Raw genomic sequence first — 19,235 nt, forward strand, 5'->3', positions numbered from 1 at the left:
GCCTGATGTGCGTGGTCAAGTCGATCCGGGCAAGACACGCCTTGGTGAACTGCGCTTAAGTTTTGTGAATAGGAGGCCCGCTGAGGCAGTGCTCTAAGGCGTAAAGTCCTCGTCCGGTTCCGCCACGCGCAGCAGCGGAGCTGGATAGGGGTGCTGCTGACGCGTTGAGTGGCCAAGCGCCATGATATGCCGTGCTGCATGGCGAAAATCGGTTTCCTTGGGGGCAAAAGGTCGGTAGCCCTTTTGCTGCGCCCAGCTGGCCAATGTGATTGTTCCTTGCTGACGCAGCAGCGCGGCCTCTGCAAGATCTTCCGAAAAAGCGGCTTGATCAACCGGCAGGTAGCCGAAAGGGTCCCTGGCGATGTGGCCGGTTTGAAACAAACTTTCGACCAGAGGCTTCAGCTCGCTCAGGCCCAAATCCGCGATGGCTGTCATCCACGCGGCCCACAGGTAGCTGTCGGGCTCAGGCGCTATCTTGCTTGGAAAACCACGCAAGCGCTCAATCATCAGGTCGGGGGGAACTCTTTCCTGCAGAGCCTCATGGGTCCAGGCACGCAAATAGGCTTCCCGAACGACCCAATCGGCGCCAGGCGCAGCCACACGGTCCCAGATTGCATCGGCTTTTCCCGCGCAGAGTCCCATCAGGGCCATGGGGATGCTGTCACCGATGGCATCCCCAAACAACAGATTGGCGCGGTCGGGCGAATTGCAGAGAATTGCGGTCAGCGGTGCCAGTGCATCGGTGACGCGTAATGCAGCGAGCAGATGGGTAGCAAAGAAGCAAGCCCGTCCCTCTGATGGAGAGATTTCGAGACCCCGCGCCTCACGCTCCAGCAACAACAGGAAAATGGGGACGCACTCATCAGGATCGCTCAGGCATCCTTCAATCACTTCCCAAGGGAAATGATCACGCGCTGCAAGCGCATCGATAATACCTTGTCTGGTTATTTGCCCCGAGCTCAAGAAAGGGCCTCTCATACATATGGTGAGTCAAAGAAGGGTACCACGGATTCTGCCGGAGCGCACGGGGGCAGGGATCCGGGTCAGCGGCCGGGGCCGGCGCGGGGTTTGGCTCTGGCAGTCGGGTTGGCCTGGGCCGGATCGTCGGGCCAGACGTGCTTGGGGTAGCGGCCTTTCATATCCGCTTTCACATCCCGCCAGGATCCCGCCCAGAAGCCGGGAAGATCCCGGGTGATCTGAATCGGGCGATGGGCCGGCGATAGCAGTTCCAATGTCAGCGGTACCTTGCCGCGGCAGATCGCGGGGTGGGCTGTCAGCCCGAAAAGCTCTTGCACGCGGATCGCCACAGTTGGACCTGTTTCCCCCCCGTAGTCGATTGGCACGCGTGACCCGGTCGGCGCGGTGAAATGAGACGGGGCCTCTGCTTCCAGTCTTTGTTGCAGATCGAAAGACAACAGACCGCTGAGGGCCGCCCCCAACGTGTCTGCATCGACGTTGCTGACATGGCGAATGCCGGCGAGATAGGGCGCCAGCCAGTCGTCCATTGTCGCGGTCAGCCCAGCATCGGAAAGATCCGGAATGTCGGTCAGGGAGGCGTCATCCAGTTGAGCCCGCACGTAGCCAACCCTGCGGCGCAGGCGTTTCTGATCCTTGGTCCAGGGCAGGCGCTCCGCTCCTCGGCGGCGAACTTCGGTCAGTATCGCGCGTTCCAGCGTTGCCGGGTCGGGGTCCGTGACGGTGCGGCTTTCAAGATCCAAGGCTCCGTAGCGCAAGACGCGCAGGACCCGAACCCGCCCCTCGGCGTCCAGCTTCACTTCATCGTCTTCTGTATAGACTTCAGCGAACCGGGCATCGATATCCTCACGTTCAATCGGTGCGGCGAGGACGATCCGGCCATGGGCAGCCTTGCCCTGCAGATCGGCCACCACCAAAAACGCGCTGGCGCTCAAGCTCTGTTCTTCCGGAAGTTCTGCCCCGCGTCCATTGGCGAGACGGAACCGCCCGCGCTGGCCACGCGCCTGGGCGATCCTGTCGGGGTAGGCTAGTGCGAGAAGTGCTCCACAGGCTTCTTCCTGAATGCGCTCGCTGGCGATTGCCTTGCGATCCCCTCCGGCGAGTGCAGCCCAGTTGAGCGCCGCCTGACGCGTGTCGCGAGCGCGGATCGACTTGTCGTGTCTCAGGCGTCGCAACCGGTCGCGCAGATCGACATCACGCCCGCCTGGGCCTGGGTCGGAGAGCAGCGACGCAATTTGGCATGCGGTATGTCCCAGCCCCTCTTTCACGGCTTTCATCACCATGTGTGCCAGCCGTGGTGCCAGAGGCAGACGCGCCATGCGCTTGCCCTCAGTTGTAAGCCGATGTTCCGGGTCAAGTGCGCCCAGGGACACCAGCAGAGAGACGGCTTCCTGATAGGCGGCCACCGGTGGTGGATCGAGAAAGCTCAGAACCGAAGGGTCAACGCTGCCCCATTGAGCCAGTGTCAATGCCAGCCCGGCCAGATCCGTGTTGTGGATTTCAGGCTCTTCAGCAGCCGGTAGCGCCAGGGTCTGAGCTTCGTCCCAAAGGCGGTAGCAGATGCCAGGCTCTGTTCTGCCCGCACGACCACGGCGCTGATCAGCCGTTGCCCGTGAGACGCGTACGGTCTCCAGTCGGGTCAGTCCGGTCTGTGGTTCATAGCGCGGCACCCGCGATTGCCCGCTGTCGATGACAATGCGGATGCCTTCGATGGTCAGAGAGGTCTGGGCAATGGCCGTGGCAAGAACGATCTTGCGCGTGCCGGCTGGCGCAGGCTGGATCGCCAGATCCTGTGTTCTCCCGTCCAGGCCACCATAAAGAGGCGCCAGCATGCAGTCGGCGGGCAGGGCCTCGCCCAGCATTTCCGCCACGCGCTTGATCTCGCCTTGACCCGGCAGGAAAGCCAGAATGGAACCGGTTTCTTCGCTGACTGCCTTGCGGATGGCACGGACCATTTGCGGTTCGATCCGGCTTTGGGTGTCGCGTCCCAGATAGTGCGTTTCCACCGGAAAACTTCGGCCTTTCGAGGCGATGACCGGGCAGTCCCCGAGCAGCGTGCTGACACGCGCATGGTCCAGAGTGGCGGACATAGGAACCAGACGGATGTCGTCCCGCAGAGCGCCTTGCACTTCCAGAGCCAGCGCCAATCCAAGGTCGCCATCAAGCGAGCGTTCGTGGAATTCATCGAAGAGCACTGCGGCGATTCCGGTGAGATCCGGATCATCAAGGATCATCCGCGTGAAAATCCCTTCCGTGATCACCTCAATCCGGGTTTTAGAACTGACCTGACTGTCCAAGCGTACCCGGTATCCGACGGTCTCTCCGGTCTTTTCGCCCAGTTCCTGTGCCATGCGGCGCGCAGCAGCGCGCGCGGCCAGACGGCGAGGCTCAAGCACCAGGATCTTGCCATCACCCCGCCAGTCGGCATCCAGCAACGCCAGCGGAACACGGGTGGTCTTGCCGGCACCGGGATCAGCCACCAGCACCGCATTGGGGGATGTTTCAAGGGCGCGCAGCAAGTCCGGCAGGACGGCATCGATGGGCAGAGCGGCACGAATGCGCGCAGCAGTCGTCATGGTAAGGGCTCTCTGGCTTCCGGAAAAGCGGCGACCCGCTCAGCCTGCGGACGTCAATACCTGGGATTTGTTCCAGATCCGGCCACCGGTCTCCACTGCAAATGCCGAAGGCATGCGGGCATAGGCCGCCAGTCCTTCAAGCGCCGGGTTGGGATGGCGAACAATGAAAGTCGGGATGCTGCGCATCAGCGCGTCGTGCGGTGCCTTCGCCTCGAACGATCGGCGGAAGCTTCCGTCGATCAGGAACTGGTCGATGCGTGCTGTCACGCCGCCGGTCAGATAGACGCCGCCGCGTGCCAGCAGGCTGAGGGCAAAATCACCGGCAAGCCGGCCAAGCGCACGAGAAAAGACCTGCAAGGTGGTCACGGCCACTTCATCGCCATCGGAGGCGGCAGCGGTAATATCGGACGCAGTGTTGAAACTGCGGGTCATTGACTTGGAAGCCGCGACGCCTCTGGCAAGACGGGGGAGGCCTGTGCCGGAAAGGATCTGCTCGGCGCCCAGGCGCCCGCCATAAAATTCGATGTGCGGCCAGATCTGGTAGTCCTCGGCATCCACCGGGCCAATTTCCACATGGCCACCTTCGCCGGGGACCGGCACCCAGGTGCCGGCAGCGCGGATCATCGCCGCAGCCCCCAGGCCAGTGCCCGGTCCGAGCACGAATTTGGTTGCATTGGCCGGGTCGACGCTGGATGGCGTGGTCGTGCCGATGGCCTCGATGTCGGCTCCCTTGTAGCCGGCCAAGGCCAGGGCCTGAGCCTCGAAGTCATTCAGGATGATGACATCTTCCAGCCCCAGCTTGACGATCATGTCGAGTGGCTCGATCACCCAGGCAGCATTGGTCAGTGGAATGCGGTCTCCCGTGACAGGACCGGCAACCGCGACGATTGCCGTTTTGGGACGCAGATCCTTGAAATGATGCAGGTTGGCTTCGATGGCGGCGGAAATGTCCGGATAATCCGCTGTCGCGGTCGCAGAACAGATTTCCAGCTCGGCGTCCGGGCTGGAAACCAAGGCGAAGCGGGCATTTGTTCCGCCGATGTCTGCCACCAGAACCGGGAAGGACAAATTGCTGGAGAAAGCGTCTGTGAAACTCATGAGGCGGTCAGTTTGATTTCTGGGGTTGCCGAGGTGGTTTTCAGCCCTTGCAATCTGGCTGAGCGTAGGAGGATCTCAGCCGTCGAAAGGTTGAGTGCCATGGGAATATCATAGACCAGGGCGAGCCGCATCAAGGCTTTGATGTCCACATCGTGAGGCATCGGGCTCAGCGGGTCGACGAAAAAGAACAGGCCCTGCAGCTTTCCCTCGGCAATCATCGCGCCGATCTGCTGGTCGCCGCCAAGTGGACCGCTCTTCAGGCGCCGGACTGTTAGGTCGGTGCATTTCTCCTGAATGCGCCCGCCAGTGGTGCCTGTTGCCACGAGACCGAAATGCCCGAGCTTTTCCTGATTGCGCAATGCAAACTCGACCATGACTTCCTTTTTGGAGTCATGGGCAACGAGCGCCAGAGTTGGTTTGTCAGTCATCCCTGTCGGGCCCTTTTCAGCCGATCATCTACCTGAGGCGGCTAGCTTTACCCCGGACGGGGCGGAAGGCAAAGGGCCTGGCGGCATCTAGAGGACACCATGGTCGCCGCTCAGCGCGGCCAAGAGGTTGCCGCGCTGAGGGAAAGGGCACAGATATCGCGATCAGTCGAACATCGAGCACCGGACCGGGGGGCGCCCGGCAGCCCGATGGACAAGTGGCTCCTCGAAGGACAATCCGGCGATCTCCATCACCAGCTTCATCCGGATGGCATCCTCGAAGCCTTTCTTGGAGCGAACGGGAATAGCAAAGGAGCCAGGTCCGCCGATCACGCAGTCCTCGTAGTATTTATCGAGGTGCAGCATGGCCTGCCAGGTGCTCTCGTTGGCCTTCATCATCAAGGGCAGCCCATTGATCGTGATGCCGGAGGCCAGCAGGGCGTCACGGGTTTTGGTTACGGATCCGCCCTGGTTATTGGGGCCGTCGCCGGAAATGTCGATCACTCGGCGCAGGCCTTCATACTTGTTGCTGTCAACCAGCTCGACGGCCTTTTTCAACGCTGCAGCGATGGAGGTGCGCTGGACTTGTCGCAGCGGGGCTTCGGCGATTCGTGTGGCGAAGGCAGCAGCGGAGGTTGCGTCCTCGATGACCATCCAGTCGGCAACAATGAACTGTTCACCGATGCCGCCCCACTCCATATAGGCCACGGCAATCCGCCCGATCGGTCCGTATTTGACCGCCGAGAGAACTTCATCGGAAGTCAGCGCGGCCACATAGCCGGCGCGTTGCACTTCCTGTTCGTCCGTGTCCATGGATTGGGAAACGTCAACAGCCAGAAGAAGCTCTACGTCGACTTCATTCGCAGGATCGTAGTTCGCGTGCAGAGTGGCACGGCCCGGAAGGATAAAGTCCCGGGCGGTCGCAGTCAGAGGAAATGAACTCGAGATCAGGCCGACAAAAATACCCAGGGCGGCAACGCGAACACGTAACTTGCTCGTCAAGTCGAGACGCATAACTGTTCTCCTTTTTAGGACCTTTCGGCCGGTCTCCTTTCCTCCCCGTACTCACAGTTTAAAATTAAAATATTATTTGATCGTTTCTCGTAAAAATCACCTATTTACATACACTTGCCGTAATTGATGAAAGTGCGAACAAATGAAGTGACTAACTAATACTGATCAATTTCCGTTGCGGTGCAAGACGTAATCACAAAGCTTGTCGCTGATAAGATTTCGGTTTGCTCTAAGTGACACGGCAATTTTTGTCAGGTTTGCTGGCACGGGCTCACGCAGAGCGAGCTGCACCTGACTTTGGTTAATTCTTCGGCGTGCAGTAAAATTAGTCATTAATCAGGAGGTTTTGAGTCTTCGCGCTTGACCTTTTTGGCGCAAAGGGCTCAAATTGAAGAAATTCTCAGGGAATGAAGAATCTTGCACTGACTGGTTTTCCTGCGTCGTTTTGAAGTGTGGAAAACTTGGATGCTTCGCCTGAAAAATGTGAATTCCGCACAGTTGCATCCATCTCTCGATCGGAGAACGCTGCGGGACTTGCCTGATGCTTCTGGCATGACGGCGCTAAGGCAAACTTTTAAGTGTGGTCCTGGTCGCAAGATCGCGGGGCCGGTATTGAATGGCAGGGAGCATAGGCTGGATGCAGGGACGCGATGAAGACTGGACGACCTATCAGGCGATCCGTGCCGCCTGGTTGTCCTTTGTTGGCGGGCGTACCCAAGGCGAAATCGCCGAGCAGATGGGTATTTCCACCGCCAAGGTCCATCGCCTGATTGCCCATGCCCAGAAGGCTGGGCATGTGAAGTTCCAGATCGAAGGGCGCCCGCTGGAGTGCCTCGAACTGGAAAGCTACTTGTGTAAAGCGTTCCAGCTGCAGCGTTGCACCGTGGCACCTGATCTTGGAGCCGCCGATCAGGAAACCGCCGTTCGCGCCGTGTCATCAGCTGCCGGTCAGGTTCTGTCCTCTCTTCTGTCTTCTGAAGATGTGCGGCGTGTCGGGGTCGGCATGGGGCGTACCCTGAAGGCCGCCTTCGAGGCGATGCCGCGTCAGTCGCGTGATGATCTTGAGATCGTCTCGATCTGCGGCTCCCTGACACGCAGCCTCTCGGCCAACCCTTATGATGTGGTGCAGCTTTTACAGGGGCGCACAGGTGGTGAAGGTTATTACCTGCCCGTCCCGTATTTTGCGGCGAACGAAGAGGAAAAACGTGTTTTCCTTGCCCAGAAATCCGTTCAGGAAGTCATGCGCCGGGCACGGCAGGCCGATGTTTTCATCATCGGGATTGGATCCGTCGAGGCGGAAGGCCACTTGATCGAACGTGGCATGATCAGCCCTGATGAGCAGGGTGATCTGGCGCGCAGTGGCGCCGTCAGCGACCTCATGGGGCGCTTTTTGACAACAGACGGCAAGTTGGCTCCCGCCCATCTGGGCGATTGCGCCGTCGGACTTCATTTTGATGAAGTCAGGGGAGCCCGAGTGATTGCGCTGGTGGGTGGGGAAAGCAAGGCAACTGCCGTTCTTGCAGCTCTGCGCACCGGTGTCATAACCGACCTGATTGCCGATGAGACGCTCGCAAGGGCTCTCAAGGCACAGGCCGGAACACAGCTGGCCCGTTCGGCATAAGAGCTGACGGATGGGTCTTGAGGGGAAGTCATTTAAGACGGGCGCCGAAAGGTGACCCAGCAGTGTCGGAGGACAATAGCGTGAAGAAGCTCCTGACAATCAGCGTCGCGGCCGTAGCCGGTCTGGCGTTTACCGCTGCCGCCATGGCAGCTGACATTAAGCCGGCGGTTCTGTATGACCTCGGCGGGAAATTCGACAAGTCATTCAACGAAGCGGCTTTCGCTGGCGCAGAGAAGTTCAAGGAAGACACGGGCGTTGCCTACCGTGACTTCGAAATTCAGAACGACAGCCAGCGTGAGCAGGCGCTGCGTAATTTCGCCAAGCGCGGCCAGAGCCCGATCATCGCCATCGGGTTCTCCCAGGCGAATGCTGTCGAGAAAGTCGCCAAGGAATTCCCGGACATTCAGTTTGCCATCGTCGACATGGTCGTGGATCTGCCGAACGTTCGCTCCGTGGTCTTCAAGGAGCATGAAGGCTCCTATGTGGTCGGCGTTGCAGCCGCACTCGCCTCTGAAACCGGCAAGGTCGGCTTTATCGGCGGTATGGACATTCCGCTGATCCGCAAGTTCTCCTGCGGCTTCAAGCAGGGCGTGCTGGCGACAAATCCGGAAGCTGAAGTCTTCGAGAACATGACCGGCACGACTGGTGCTGCATGGAACGATCCGGTCAAGGGCGGCGAGCTCGCCAAGTCCCAGTTCGACCGTGGTGCGGACGTTGTCTACCACGCTGCAGGCGGCACCGGCATCGGTGTTCTTCAGGCCGCCGCTGATGCTGGCAAGCTCGGCATCGGTGTCGACAGCAACCAGAATGGCCTGCATCCGGGTTCCGTTCTGACTTCTATGCTGAAGCGCGTCGATGTGGCTGTTGCAACGGCGTTTGAAGATGCGATGAACGACAAGTGGACCTCTGGCGTCCAGGTTCTTGGTCTTGCCGAAGGTGGCGTGGACTGGGCGCAGGACGACAACAATGCCTCGCTCATTTCTGCCGACATGAAAGCTGCAGTCGAACAGGCCAAGGCGGACATCATCTCCGGCAAGGTCGAAGTTCACGACTACATGAGCGACAGCAACTGCCCGTAAGGGTCTGATGTGTTGATGCCCCGCATCCGGCTCGTCCGGGTGCGGGGTTCGCCGCAACTGAATGGGGAGCCGGAACGATGGTCACTCTGAGAGAGCGCGTGCTCGCCGCCATGGCTGTGTTTGCATTGGGTATTTGCACGCTCCCCACGAGGGGCAGTGCCGATCCGGCAATCGTCTATTCCGTCGGCGGGAAATTCGACGGGTCCTTTAACGAAAGCGCCTTGCAGGGTGTGAAGCGTTTCCGTCAAGAGACCAGTGCAGACGTGCGTGAGTTCGAGCTGGAAAGGGATGCCCAAAGCCTCCAGGCCCTCCGGAATTTCGCCAGTCGTGGGCATGTGCCAGTTGTTGCCATTGGCTTCAATCAGGCCTCGGCGGTTGAGGCCGCAGCACGGGAGTTCCCCGATGCTCCCTTTGCCATCATAGACATGGTCGTCGATCAGCCAAACGTCGCCTCTTATGTCTTCAAGGAACAGGAAGGGGCCTATCTGGCCGGCCTTCTGGCAGCCATGGCAACACAGACCGGCACCATCGGCTTTGTCGGCGGCATGGACATTCCGATCGTTCGCCGCTTCCTCTGCGGTTACAAGCTGGGCGCTGCCGCCAGTCGCAAGGACATCAATGTCCTGTCGGCAATGGCCGGTGACACGCCAGCTGCCTTTGCCGATCCGGTCCGCGGCGCGGAGCTGGCGCGCAGCCAGATTGCACAGGGGGCTGATGTCATTATTCAGGCAGCCGGCGGCACCGGAATTGGCGTGCTGCAGGCGGTGGCAGATGCGGGTGCACTGGGTATCGGCACGGATTCCAACCAGAACGGCCTGCATCCAGGCCAGATCCTGACCTCGATCCGCAAGCGCGTTGATCAGGCGGTTTACGACAGCTTCAAAAGCTCTGCTGAAGGCACTTTCAAGCCCGGCATCCGCGTGCTGGGTCTTGCTGAAGGCGGCATGGATTGGGTGCTGGACGACAACAATGATGAACTGATTACCGAACCAATGAAGTCGGCAGCTGGATTTGCGACGGAAGCCATCGCCAGCGGCAAGATCCAGGTTCATGACGTGGTGAGCGACGGAGCTTGCCCGCTCTAGCAGTGTGCGGCGGCAGTGGAAACGACAAGATGAAAACCATTTCACAATCGGGGCGCGCATGACTGAGACAGCAGCCATCGAACTGCGCGGAGTGAACAAGAGCTTCGGCGCGGTTCACGCCAACAAGGATATCGATCTCCTCGTCAAGAAGGGGACAATCCACGGCATCATTGGAGAAAACGGCGCCGGTAAATCCACGCTGATGTCCATTCTCTATGGTTTTTATCAAGCTGACAGCGGCAGCATCCATGTCGATGGGGTAGAGGTGAAGATCTCCGACAGCCGTCAGGCCATCGGGCTGGGCATTGGCATGGTCCATCAGCACTTCATGCTGGTGGAGTCCTTCACCGTTCTGGAGAACGTCATTCTGGGTGCCGAAGGCGGAGCAAGGCTTGCCGACGGCACCCAGCGTGCCCGCGAAGAACTCTACCGTCTGGAACAGGACTATGAGCTGAAGGTCGACCCGGACGCGATCGTCGGCGAGCTGGCCGTTGGCCTGCAGCAACGGGTGGAAATCCTCAAGGCCTTGTTCAGAGGCGCGGAAATTCTCATCCTCGACGAGCCGACCGGAGTGCTGACACCGTCTGAGGCGGACCACCTGTTCAAGATCCTCAACGTACTGAAGGATCAGGGCAAGACGGTCCTTCTGATCACCCACAAGCTGCGCGAGATCATGGCGATTACAGATGAAGTCTCGGTCATGCGGCGTGGTGAAATGGTCGCAACCCGCAAGACCGCGGATACGTCGATGTCTGAGCTGGCGGAGTTGATGGTGGGCCGCAGCGTATTGCTGGAGGTGGAAAAGACCCCGGCACAGCCGAAGCAGACCGTGCTCGACGTTCAGAACCTGCGGGTGACCGACAGTCGCGGCGTGCGTGTGGTCAAGGATGTTTCCCTGCAGGTGAAGGCTGGCGAGATTGTCGGTATCGCGGGTGTGTCCGGCAACGGCCAGTCCGAACTTCTGGAAACTCTGGCGGGCATTCGCAAGGCCGATCACGGCATCATCACGTTGGCTGGCAATACCCTGGATCTGACGAAGGTAAGCCCTGATCCTGCAGAAATCCGGGGGATGGGGCTCGGACATGTCCCCGAAGACCGGCACCGCATGGGGCTGATCAACAGCTTCTCGGAATATGAAAACGCCATTCTCGGCTACCACCAGTCGGAGCAATACAGCAATGGCTGGCTTCTCGACCGCTCTGCGATCAAGCAGGAAGCCCGCGATGCCATCGAGAAATACGACATTCGTCCGCCGAACCCGGATCTGAAAACCGCCAATTTTTCTGGCGGGAATCAGCAGAAGATCGTGCTTGCACGTGAAATCGAGCGAGATCCGGAGGTCCTGCTGGTGGGCCAGCCGACCCGTGGTGTCGACATCGGGGCAATTGAGTTCATTCACAAGCGGCTGATCGAGCTGCGCGATCAGGGCAAGGGCATCCTGCTGGTGTCGGTGGAACTGGATGAAATTCGATCCCTGGCAGATCGCATCATCGTGATGTTCGACGGGGCAATCGTCGGCGAACGTGAGCCGGGCGCCGATGAAACAGAACTCGGCCTGCTGATGGCGGGCGTTGAGGGAGAAAGAGCATGAGCGCGGGACAGCTCCCCCGTTGGGTCGACTACGGCCTGATCCCCCTATTGAATTTGGCCGCCGCTTTTCTGGTCTCGGGCCTTGTGGTGCTGTTGATCGGTGAAAATCCGCTGGAAGCGGTGGAGATCCTGCTGTGGGGCTCACTCGGCTTTGGCGAGGGGGTCGGCTTCACGCTGTTTTACGCCACCAACTTCATTTTCACCGGCCTTGCGGTTGCGGTCGCCTTTCACGCGGGATTGTTCAACATCGGCGGCGAAGGTCAGGCCTATGTTGGCGGCCTCGGCGTCGCACTGGCGTGTCTGGCGCTGGATCAATATGTGCCCTGGTGGGTGACGATGCCGGTGGCCGTGATTGGTGCCGCACTGATGGGCGCTGCATGGGCGTTCATTCCCGCCTGGCTGCAGGCCAAACGCGGTAGCCATGTGGTCATCACCACCATCATGTTCAACTTCATCGCCTCATCGCTGATGGTCTATCTGCTGGTCAACGTCATGGCCAAGCCCGGCTCGATGCAGCCGGAAACACGGACCTTCGAAGAGGGGGGGCGTCTGCCGTTCCTCAATGACCTGCAGTCCTGGTTCGATTTCGGCACGGCGCCGGTCAACCTGTCGCTGATCATTGCGCTGATTGCCTGCGTGCTTGTCTGGGTGGTGATCTGGCGGACTCGCCTGGGCTATGAGATCCGCTCTTTCGGCGCCAATGCGACAGCTGCTGTCTATGCCGGCATGTTGCCAGTACGGATCATCATTGTCACCATGCTGATCTCCGGCGGGCTGTCGGGCATGATGGCGCTGAACGAGATCATGGGGTCTCAACACAGGCTGTTGATTGAATTTGTGGCAGGCTACGGTTTCGTTGGAATTGCCGTTGCGCTGATGGGCAGGGCCCATCCGGTCGGCATCGTCCTGGCGGCGATCCTCTTCGGCATGCTCTATCAGGGCGGCGCCGAGCTCTCCTTTGAAAAACCGGCGATCACCCGTGACATGATCGTTGTCATTCAGGGGCTGGTGATCCTTTTCGCTGGCGCTTTGGAAAATCTCTTCCGCCCGGCTCTGGTGCGGATTTTTACCCCCAGCCGCGTGCCCGCGGTGCAGGCCGGATAGGAGGCGAAGATGTTCGAGAATTTCCAAACCCTCATTCTGATCCTGGACTCAACGGTGCGCCTGTCGACGCCGCTGCTGCTTGCCTGCCTGGCTGGGCTCTACTCGGAGCGCTCCGGCATCGTCGATATCGGCCTGGAGGGCAAGATGCTGGGCGCTGCCTTCGGGGCTGGCGCTATTGCTTATCTCACCGGGAATGCCTGGCTGGGCTTGTTGGGGGGCATCGGCGTGGCCATCCTGCTGGCGTTGCTCCACGGCTATGCCTCCATCACCAACCGGGGCAACCAGATTGTCTCCGGCGTGGCGATCAACTTCCTGGCAATCGGCCTGACCGCACTGCTGGGCCAAAGCTGGTTCCATCAGGGAGGGCGTACGCCACCCTTGCCCAAGGGCGGGCGTTTCCAGGATATCGTGCTGCCTGGCGCAGAAGCCGTGAAGGACGTGCCTTTTCTTGGTCCGATCTATTACGAGCTGCTGTCCGGACACAATATTCTGGTCTATGTGGCTTTCGCTGCAGTGCCGCTCACCTGGTGGGTGCTGTTTCGCACGCGCTTCGGCCTGCGTCTGCGAGCTGTCGGAGAAAATCCGGCCGCGGTCGACACCGCCGGCATCTCGGTCATTTTGCTGAGATACCGGGCTGTCATCATCTGCGGTATCCTGACCGGTATCGCCGGCAGCTATCTGTCTATCGCCCAATCGTCGGGCTTCATCAAGGACATGACGGCGGGCAAGGGCTACATCGCCCTCGCAGCGCTGATCTTTGCCAAGTGGAAACCGGTCAACGCCATGTTCGCTTGCTTGCTCTTCGGCTTCCTCGATGCGATCGCCATTCGCCTGCAGGGGCAGGCGCTGCCGCTGATAGGTGAGGTGCCGGTGCAGTTTTTCCAGGCGCTTCCCTATATTCTCACCGTCATTCTTTTGGCTGGTTTCATTGGCAAAGCCATTCCGCCAAAGGCATCCGGTGTGCCCTATCTGAAGGAGCGCACATGAGCGCTGTCGATGAACTTTTCGAAAAGGCCAAAGCGGCCCGTGCAATGGCTTATGCACCCTATTCCAACTTTCTGGTTGGTGCGGCCATCCTGACCACTGACGGCAAGATCTTTTGCGGGTGCAACGTGGAGAACGGCGCCTATCCGGAAGGTGTCTGCGCCGAAGGTGGCGCCATCAGCGCCATGGTCCTCGGCGGCAGTCGCAAGATCGCGGAGGTTGTTGTGATCGGCGATGCGGCAAACTGCTCACCTTGTGGTGGCTGCCGGCAGAAGCTGAAGGAATTCGCAGGCGACGACGTCAAGGTTCACATTGCGGATCTCAACGGGGTGCGCCGGAGTTTGACAGTTGCGGAGCTGTTGCCGGCAGGATTTGTCCTCGAAGAACAAAAGGTTTGATCTCATGAGCGGATATGGTCGTGAGTGCGCGGATATCGTTCGCGCCGCTCGTCCGGGTTCCTATCGCATCGGCATGATCCTCGGCTCCGGCCTCGGCAGCCTGGCGGAGGAAGTCGAAGACGCGGTTCATCTGTCCTACACCAAACTGCCCGAGTTCCCGGTCTCGACCGTGACCTCGCATTCCAGTGAGCTGGTTGCCGGCACTCTGGAAGGCGTGCCTGTCGTCATTCTGTCAGGTCGCGCGCACTATTACGAGAACGGTGATCCGGCTATCATGCGCACGCCGGTCGAGACCCTGCGTGAACTTGGCTGCGACATTCTGCTGGCAACCAATGCGGCAGGCTCCCTGCGCCAGGAGGTTGCACCCGGTTCGCCGATGCTGATCTCCGACCATATCAATTGGTCCGGCAAGAACCCCTTGATTGGCGAGGAGGACGAAAAGCGTTTCCTCGACATGAGCACGGCCTATGACGAAGGCTTGCGCGAGACGATGAAAAAAGTCGCCCGCGAAAATGGTGAAGCCGTCGCAGAGGGTGTCTACATGTGGTTCTCCGGCCCGTCTTTCGAGACGCCGGCTGAAATCCGCATGGCCAAGATGCTCGGCGCCGATGCGGTTGGCATGTCGACAGTACCGGAAGTGATCATGGCGCGTTTCCTCGGCATGAAGGTGGCGGCCATGTCGATCATCACGAATTACGGGGCGGGCATGCATTCAACAGCTCTGTCCCACGACGAAACGAAAAGCGTTGCCCTGACCGGCATGGACCGGATGAAGCAGCTCGTGCGGGGCTTCGTAAAGGAAATCGGTAATGACTGACAGCACTCAGGTGGAACTGGCAAAACGGGTCCTGGGCCTGGTCGATCTGACCAACCTCAACGATGACTGCACGGCAGAAGACATTACCAAACTGTGTCAGCGCGCCGTCAGCGAACATGGCTCTGTGGCAGCTGTCTGCGTCTGGCCGCGCTTCGCCGCGCAGTCGGTCGTTGAATTGCGTGGCACGACCGTCAAGGTGGCCACGGTGGTCAACTTCCCCGATGGCGGCGAAGACACGATGGCTGTCGTGGCGGAAACGGTGAAGGCGCTGGAAGACGGGGCTGACGAGATTGATCTGGTCATGCCGTACAAGGCGTTTCTTGCTGGCCGCAAAGGCTACGCGGAGGAGATGATCATCCGCGTTCGCGAGGCTGTTCCTGCTCCGGCCTTGCTGAAGGTCATCCTGGAAACAGGAGAGATCAAGGATCCGTTGCTGATCCATATCGCCTCGGAAATTGCCATCACTGCAGGTGCAGATTTCATCAAGACGTCTACCGGCAAGGTGCAGGTCAATGCGACACTGGAAGCCGCCGAAATCATGCTGACGCTGATCGAGGAAACCCGTCGCGATCAGCTCAAGGACATCGGCTTCAAGCCGGCCGGCGGCATCCGCACCCTGGAAGACGCCGCTGCCTATCTGGAGCTGACCGACAGGATCCTCGGCCACAACTGGGTCTGTGCCGCAACCTTCCGTTTTGGCGCCAGCGGCCTGCTGGATGCGCTCACCGGGGTGATCTCCGGTTCAGGCGAAACGGCTGGGGAAGGATACTGAGATGCTGCCGCAGGAATTGATCCGCAAGAAGCGTGATGGTGGTGTTTTGAGTGCTGAGGAAGTGTCCTTCTTCGTGCAAGGACTGGCCGACGGCTCGATCACGGAAGGTCAAGTATCGGCACTTGCCATGGCCGTTTTCTTCAAGGGGCTGACCATTGACGAGCGTGTTGCGCTGACCCTGGCCATGCGTGACAGCGGCGACGTCATGGACTGGTCCGGTGTTGACGCGCCGGTGCTCGACAAGCATTCGACGGGCGGTGTCGGCGACAACGTTTCTCTGATGCTGGCCCCGGCATTGGCTGCCTGCGGTGCCGCCGTGCCGATGATCTCCGGTCGTGGCCTTGGTCATACCGGCGGGACGCTCGACAAGTTCGACACCATTCCGGGCTATCAGACCCAGCCTGACAACGCTCTTTTCAAGAAAGTCGTTGCCGAGATCGGCTGTGCCGTCATTGGTCAGACCGGCAATCTGGCACCTGCCGACAAGCGGTTCTATTCGATCCGCGATGTTACCGGGACGGTGGAAAGCCTCGACCTGATCACCGCATCGATTCTTTCCAAAAAGCTGGCCGCCGGACTGCAGGGCCTGGTGCTTGATGTGAAGTGGGGCACCGGTGCCTTCATGGCGAAGCTGGAAGATGCCAAGGCGCTCGCCGAAAGCCTCGTGCTTGTCGCCAATGGCGCTGGTTTGAAGACCACGGCACTTCTCACCGACATGAACGAGGCATTAGCCTCGGCAGCCGGCAACGCTGTCGAAGTTCAAAATGCGGTCGACTTCCTGAAGGGCACCCACATCGACAATCGGCTGTGGGATGTCACAGTTGCGCAAGGTGGCGAGTTGCTGGTCACCGGAGGTCTGGCGGCAACGCCTGAAGAGGGCCGGGACAAACTGGCGCGGGCCTTGGAGAGCGGAGCGGCTGCCGAAAAGTTTGGCCAGATGGTGTCGGCTCTCGGTGGTCCAACGGACTTCATGGAAAAAGCCGAACTTCATCTGGAAAAAGCCCCGATCATCGCGCCGATCTATGCGGCGGAAGCCGGAACCGTCGTGGGCGTTGATGCGCGCGGCGTTGGTGTTGCCGTGGTCGAGCTGGGCGGTGGCCGCAAGGCAGCCGCCGATGTGATTGACCCGGCCGTCGGCTTTACCGAGCTGGCCGGTGTCGGTCACACGGTTGATGCGGACGCGCCGATCGCGCTGGTTCATGCCCGAGATCAATCTCAGGTAGCGCTTGCCACGCAGGCGCTTCAGGCCGCTTATCGGATCGGGTCCCCGATCGATGTGCCGGAGCGGCCCGCCGTGGTCGAGCGGATAGCGCCGTAAGGCGCCCTTGAACCTTAAAATAATAAGAATAGCCGGCAACCCAAAAGCAGCCGGCAAGAAGGAAGGGAAACCCATGTCCCGAGCAATTTTGTGTGTGCTGGACAGTTTCGGGATTGGCGGCGCGGCAGATGCTGCGGACTTCGGCGATGCCGGGTCCGATACGCTCGGCCACATCGCCAAGGCCTGTGCCGAGGGAAGGGGAGACCAGGAGGGCCTGCGGGAGGGCCCGCTGCATTTGCCGAATCTGGATCGCCTTGGTCTGGGCGCCGCAGCCAGGCTTTCAACCGGCCAAGACCTGCCGGGGCTGAACGGAACGATGGAGCCGACAGGCCTCTATGGCTATGCCGCGGAAGTTTCCAACGGCAAGGACACGCCGTCAGGTCATTGGGAGATTGCCGGGGTTCCGGTTCCGTTTGACTGGAGCTACTTCCCAGATACCGTGCCGACCTTTCCTGCAGAGTTGATCGAGAAGATTGTCGAAGGCTCCGACATCAACGGCATTCTCGGTGATAAGCATGCCTCGGGCACAGTGATCATCGAAGAGCTGGGTGAAGAGCATGTGAAGAGCGGTAAGCCGATCTTTTACACTTCGGCAGATTCCGTCATTCAGATCGCGGCGCATGAAGAGCACTTCGGTCTGGAACGACTCTACAAGCTGTGCGAGATCACGCGCGAACTGGCGGACCCCTATAACATTGGCCGGGTGATTGCCCGCCCGTTTGTCGGCCGGTCGTCCGGCGATTTTCAGAGAACCTCAAACCGTCGTGATTATTCGGTTCTGCCACCGGAGCCGACCTTGCTCGACCGTGCCAAAGCCGCAGGCCGTCAGGTGATCACTATTGGCAAGATCTCCGACATCTTTGCACATCAGGGCGTTACCGACGTGCTGAAAGGAGCTGGCAACGACGAGTTGTTCGACCGGACGTTGGAGGCCATGGCCAAGGCGCAGGACGGTGATTTTGTCTTTGCCAACTTCATCGATTTCGACAGTCTGTATGGCCACCGCCGGGATGTGCCTGGATATGCGGCGGCGCTTGAGCAGTTTGACCGGCGTGTCCCGGAAATGCTGTCTCGCTTGCAGCCCGATGACATTCTGATCTTCACCGCAGATCATGGCTGCGATCCCACCTGGGAAGGCACGGACCACACCCGTGAGCACGTGCCGGTGCTGGTTGCTGCGCCCTCACGCAAGGCAAGATCAATCGGCGGCCTCAAGACTTTTGCGGATATTGGAGAAAGCATCGCCGATCATTTGGGCCTTGAGACTGGGCAGCACGGCCAGAGTTTCCTAAGCTAGGTATCGAGTCGCGGGGCGGCTCTCATGACATTGACCGTCGCCCCTTTTCTACACAGTTGGACAATGAACGAGCGCAGAGCAGGATGATCGAACACATCACTGTGCCGAAGGCGGAACTGCACTGCCATATCGAAGGCGCGGCGCCGTCGAGCCTTGTGTTGCGCATGGCGGCCAAATACAGCATCGACGTGACGTCGATCCTCGACAACAAACGGCGGTATGTGTGGTCGGACTTTACGAGTTTCCTTCAGGCCTATGATCTGGCCAGCTCGGTCTTTCGCACTCAGGCAGATTATGCAGAGCTCAGTGAAACCTACTTCCGCTTATTGGCGGCGGAAGGGGCGATCTACGGTGAGATTTTCATTTCGCCCGATCATGCCGAAAACGCCGGCCTGTCCTATTCTGCCTATGTCGAGGGATTGGCCGAAGGCATCGAGCGGGCGAAGGAGGCGACGGGCATTGAAGGTCGAATGATCGCCATCGGCGTCCGGCATTTCGGCGCTGCTGCGGTGGAGCGTGTGGCCAAGACTGTGGTGTCCAATCCCCACAAGATGGTGACAGGCTTTGGGCTGGCAGGCGATGAACGTGACGGCCACCCGGCGAATTTCGCCAAGGCCTTCCGTATGGCCGGAGATGCCGGGCTTGGCCTTACCGCCCATGCGGGAGAGTTCGGCGGGCCGGACAGCATCATCGCGGCGCTTGATTTTCTGCGCGTTAAACGGCTTGGTCACGGCGTTCGGGCCATTGAAGACAAGTCTTTGGTCGAGCGACTGGTCCGCGACCGCATCGTTCTGGAAGTTTGTCCCGGATCGAATACCGCACTCGGGGTCTATTCGGTTCTGCGGTTCCACCCCGTCAACATGCTGCGCAAGGCCGGCGTCCGCATTACGCTCAATTCCGATGATCCGCCGTTCTTCCATACCACCCTGGGCAAGGAATATTCCTCCGTGTCCACGACGTTTGGCTGGGGCCGGCAAGAACAGCTGGCACTCACGCGTACAGCCATCGAGGCGGCCTTCTGCGACGCAGCGACCAAGCAACGATTGATTGTCCGTCTCGACAGCGCCTGACCCTTTTTACAA

Annotated in this window: 17 protein-coding genes; 12 read left to right on the forward strand and 5 right to left on the reverse strand. The window is 59.8% G+C overall.

The window, feature by feature from the left end; all coding sequences use genetic code 11:
* Positions 1 to 93 precede the first annotated feature (93 nt).
* The 5 genes from J0X15_RS10540 to J0X15_RS10560 all read right to left on the reverse strand — a co-directional run bounded on the left by J0X15_RS10540 (position 94) and on the right by J0X15_RS10560 (position 6,088).
* On the reverse strand, positions 94 to 963 hold the full coding sequence (locus tag J0X15_RS10540) for a DUF1186 domain-containing protein (protein WP_206940475.1): 870 nt from the start codon (positions 961 to 963) through the stop codon (positions 94 to 96).
* An 80-nt stretch (positions 964 to 1,043) separates the two neighbouring features.
* The gene (gene hrpB, locus J0X15_RS10545) at positions 1,044 to 3,551 is read right to left on the reverse strand and encodes an ATP-dependent helicase HrpB (RefSeq protein WP_206940476.1); all 2,508 of its coding nucleotides are present in this window, start codon (positions 3,549 to 3,551) and stop codon (positions 1,044 to 1,046) included.
* Positions 3,552 to 3,590: 39 nt separating this feature from the next.
* Positions 3,591 to 4,649: a glucokinase gene (locus J0X15_RS10550; protein WP_206940477.1), complete on the reverse strand. Its 1,059-nt coding sequence runs from the start codon at positions 4,647 to 4,649 to the stop codon at positions 3,591 to 3,593.
* A complete protein-coding gene (locus J0X15_RS10555) occupies positions 4,646 to 5,077 on the reverse strand; it encodes a methylglyoxal synthase (RefSeq protein ID WP_206940478.1) in 432 nt (143 codons plus the stop codon). The genes J0X15_RS10550 and J0X15_RS10555 overlap by 4 nt, the downstream gene beginning before the upstream one ends.
* A gap of 162 nt (positions 5,078 to 5,239) precedes the next feature.
* Positions 5,240 to 6,088: a DUF1194 domain-containing protein gene (locus J0X15_RS10560; RefSeq protein ID WP_206940480.1), complete on the reverse strand. Its 849-nt coding sequence runs from the start codon at positions 6,086 to 6,088 to the stop codon at positions 5,240 to 5,242.
* A gap of 637 nt (positions 6,089 to 6,725) precedes the next feature.
* On the opposite strand from J0X15_RS10560, the gene J0X15_RS10565 reads away from it, so the two are divergent.
* The 12 genes from J0X15_RS10565 (at position 6,726) to J0X15_RS10620 (ending at position 19,223) form a co-directional block, all read left to right on the forward strand.
* Complete coding sequence (locus J0X15_RS10565) at positions 6,726 to 7,709, forward strand: sugar-binding transcriptional regulator (RefSeq protein WP_206940482.1); 984 nt, start codon at positions 6,726 to 6,728, stop codon at positions 7,707 to 7,709.
* Between the two features lie 80 nt (positions 7,710 to 7,789).
* On the forward strand, positions 7,790 to 8,788 hold the full coding sequence (locus J0X15_RS10570) for a BMP family lipoprotein (protein ID WP_206940483.1): 999 nt from the start codon (positions 7,790 to 7,792) through the stop codon (positions 8,786 to 8,788).
* 77 nt (positions 8,789 to 8,865) lie between these two features.
* Positions 8,866 to 9,873 (forward strand): BMP family lipoprotein, encoded by a 1,008-nt coding sequence (locus tag J0X15_RS10575; RefSeq protein ID WP_206940485.1) that lies wholly within the window; start codon positions 8,866 to 8,868, stop codon positions 9,871 to 9,873.
* Between the two features lie 58 nt (positions 9,874 to 9,931).
* A complete protein-coding gene (locus J0X15_RS10580; RefSeq protein WP_206940487.1) occupies positions 9,932 to 11,464 on the forward strand; it encodes an ABC transporter ATP-binding protein in 1,533 nt (510 codons plus the stop codon).
* Entirely contained in the window at positions 11,461 to 12,567 is a 1,107-nt protein-coding gene (locus J0X15_RS10585) for an ABC transporter permease (protein ID WP_206940488.1), read from the forward strand. The genes J0X15_RS10580 and J0X15_RS10585 overlap by 4 nt, the downstream gene beginning before the upstream one ends.
* Before the next feature lie 9 nt (positions 12,568 to 12,576).
* Positions 12,577 to 13,554 (forward strand): ABC transporter permease, encoded by a 978-nt coding sequence (locus tag J0X15_RS10590; RefSeq protein ID WP_206940489.1) that lies wholly within the window; start codon positions 12,577 to 12,579, stop codon positions 13,552 to 13,554.
* Positions 13,551 to 13,949, forward strand: coding sequence for a cytidine deaminase (gene cdd, locus J0X15_RS10595; RefSeq protein WP_206940490.1), 399 nt, complete (start codon positions 13,551 to 13,553; stop codon positions 13,947 to 13,949). Before J0X15_RS10590 ends, cdd begins: the two co-directional genes overlap by 4 nt.
* A gap of 4 nt (positions 13,950 to 13,953) precedes the next feature.
* A complete protein-coding gene (locus tag J0X15_RS10600; protein ID WP_206940491.1) occupies positions 13,954 to 14,766 on the forward strand; it encodes a purine-nucleoside phosphorylase in 813 nt (270 codons plus the stop codon).
* Complete coding sequence (gene deoC / locus J0X15_RS10605; RefSeq protein WP_206940492.1) at positions 14,759 to 15,538, forward strand: deoxyribose-phosphate aldolase; 780 nt, start codon at positions 14,759 to 14,761, stop codon at positions 15,536 to 15,538. Before J0X15_RS10600 ends, deoC begins: the two co-directional genes overlap by 8 nt.
* Before the next feature lies 1 nt (position 15,539).
* Positions 15,540 to 16,856 carry a thymidine phosphorylase gene (deoA, locus tag J0X15_RS10610; RefSeq protein ID WP_206940493.1) on the forward strand — a complete coding sequence of 439 codons (1,317 nt, stop codon included), beginning with the start codon at positions 15,540 to 15,542 and terminating at the stop codon, positions 16,854 to 16,856.
* Positions 16,857 to 16,929: 73 nt separating this feature from the next.
* Complete coding sequence (locus J0X15_RS10615; RefSeq protein ID WP_206940494.1) at positions 16,930 to 18,153, forward strand: phosphopentomutase; 1,224 nt, start codon at positions 16,930 to 16,932, stop codon at positions 18,151 to 18,153.
* A gap of 83 nt (positions 18,154 to 18,236) precedes the next feature.
* Positions 18,237 to 19,223, forward strand: a complete 987-nt coding sequence (locus J0X15_RS10620) for an adenosine deaminase (RefSeq protein WP_206940495.1) — start codon at positions 18,237 to 18,239, stop codon at positions 19,221 to 19,223.
* Positions 19,224 to 19,235: the final 12 nt, after the last annotated feature.

This window comes from Roseibium limicola (assembly GCF_017313085.1).
Classification (GTDB): domain Bacteria; phylum Pseudomonadota; class Alphaproteobacteria; order Rhizobiales; family Stappiaceae; genus Roseibium; species Roseibium limicola.

Bases quoted from the DNA above. Each gene is read 5' to 3' on its own strand.
- J0X15_RS10565 (WP_206940482.1), top strand. From the start codon at position 6,726: ATGCAGGGACGCGATGAAGACTGGACGACCTATCAGGCGATCCGTGCC.
- J0X15_RS10575 (WP_206940485.1), top strand. From the start codon at position 8,866: ATGGTCACTCTGAGAGAGCGCGTGCTCGCCGCCATGGCTGTGTTTGCA.
- J0X15_RS10600 (WP_206940491.1), top strand. From the start codon at position 13,954: ATGAGCGGATATGGTCGTGAGTGCGCGGATATCGTTCGCGCCGCTCGT.
- J0X15_RS10580 (WP_206940487.1), top strand. From the start codon at position 9,932: ATGACTGAGACAGCAGCCATCGAACTGCGCGGAGTGAACAAGAGCTTC.
- J0X15_RS10555 (WP_206940478.1), bottom strand. From the start codon at position 5,077: ATGACTGACAAACCAACTCTGGCGCTCGTTGCCCATGACTCCAAAAAG.
- J0X15_RS10590 (WP_206940489.1), top strand. From the start codon at position 12,577: ATGTTCGAGAATTTCCAAACCCTCATTCTGATCCTGGACTCAACGGTG.
- cdd (WP_206940490.1), top strand. From the start codon at position 13,551: ATGAGCGCTGTCGATGAACTTTTCGAAAAGGCCAAAGCGGCCCGTGCA.
- hrpB (WP_206940476.1), bottom strand. From the start codon at position 3,551: ATGACGACTGCTGCGCGCATTCGTGCCGCTCTGCCCATCGATGCCGTC.
- J0X15_RS10585 (WP_206940488.1), top strand. From the start codon at position 11,461: ATGAGCGCGGGACAGCTCCCCCGTTGGGTCGACTACGGCCTGATCCCC.
- deoC (WP_206940492.1), top strand. From the start codon at position 14,759: ATGACTGACAGCACTCAGGTGGAACTGGCAAAACGGGTCCTGGGCCTG.
- J0X15_RS10620 (WP_206940495.1), top strand. From the start codon at position 18,237: ATGATCGAACACATCACTGTGCCGAAGGCGGAACTGCACTGCCATATC.
- J0X15_RS10550 (WP_206940477.1), bottom strand. From the start codon at position 4,649: ATGAGTTTCACAGACGCTTTCTCCAGCAATTTGTCCTTCCCGGTTCTG.
- deoA (WP_206940493.1), top strand. From the start codon at position 15,540: ATGCTGCCGCAGGAATTGATCCGCAAGAAGCGTGATGGTGGTGTTTTG.
- J0X15_RS10615 (WP_206940494.1), top strand. From the start codon at position 16,930: ATGTCCCGAGCAATTTTGTGTGTGCTGGACAGTTTCGGGATTGGCGGC.
- J0X15_RS10560 (WP_206940480.1), bottom strand. From the start codon at position 6,088: ATGCGTCTCGACTTGACGAGCAAGTTACGTGTTCGCGTTGCCGCCCTG.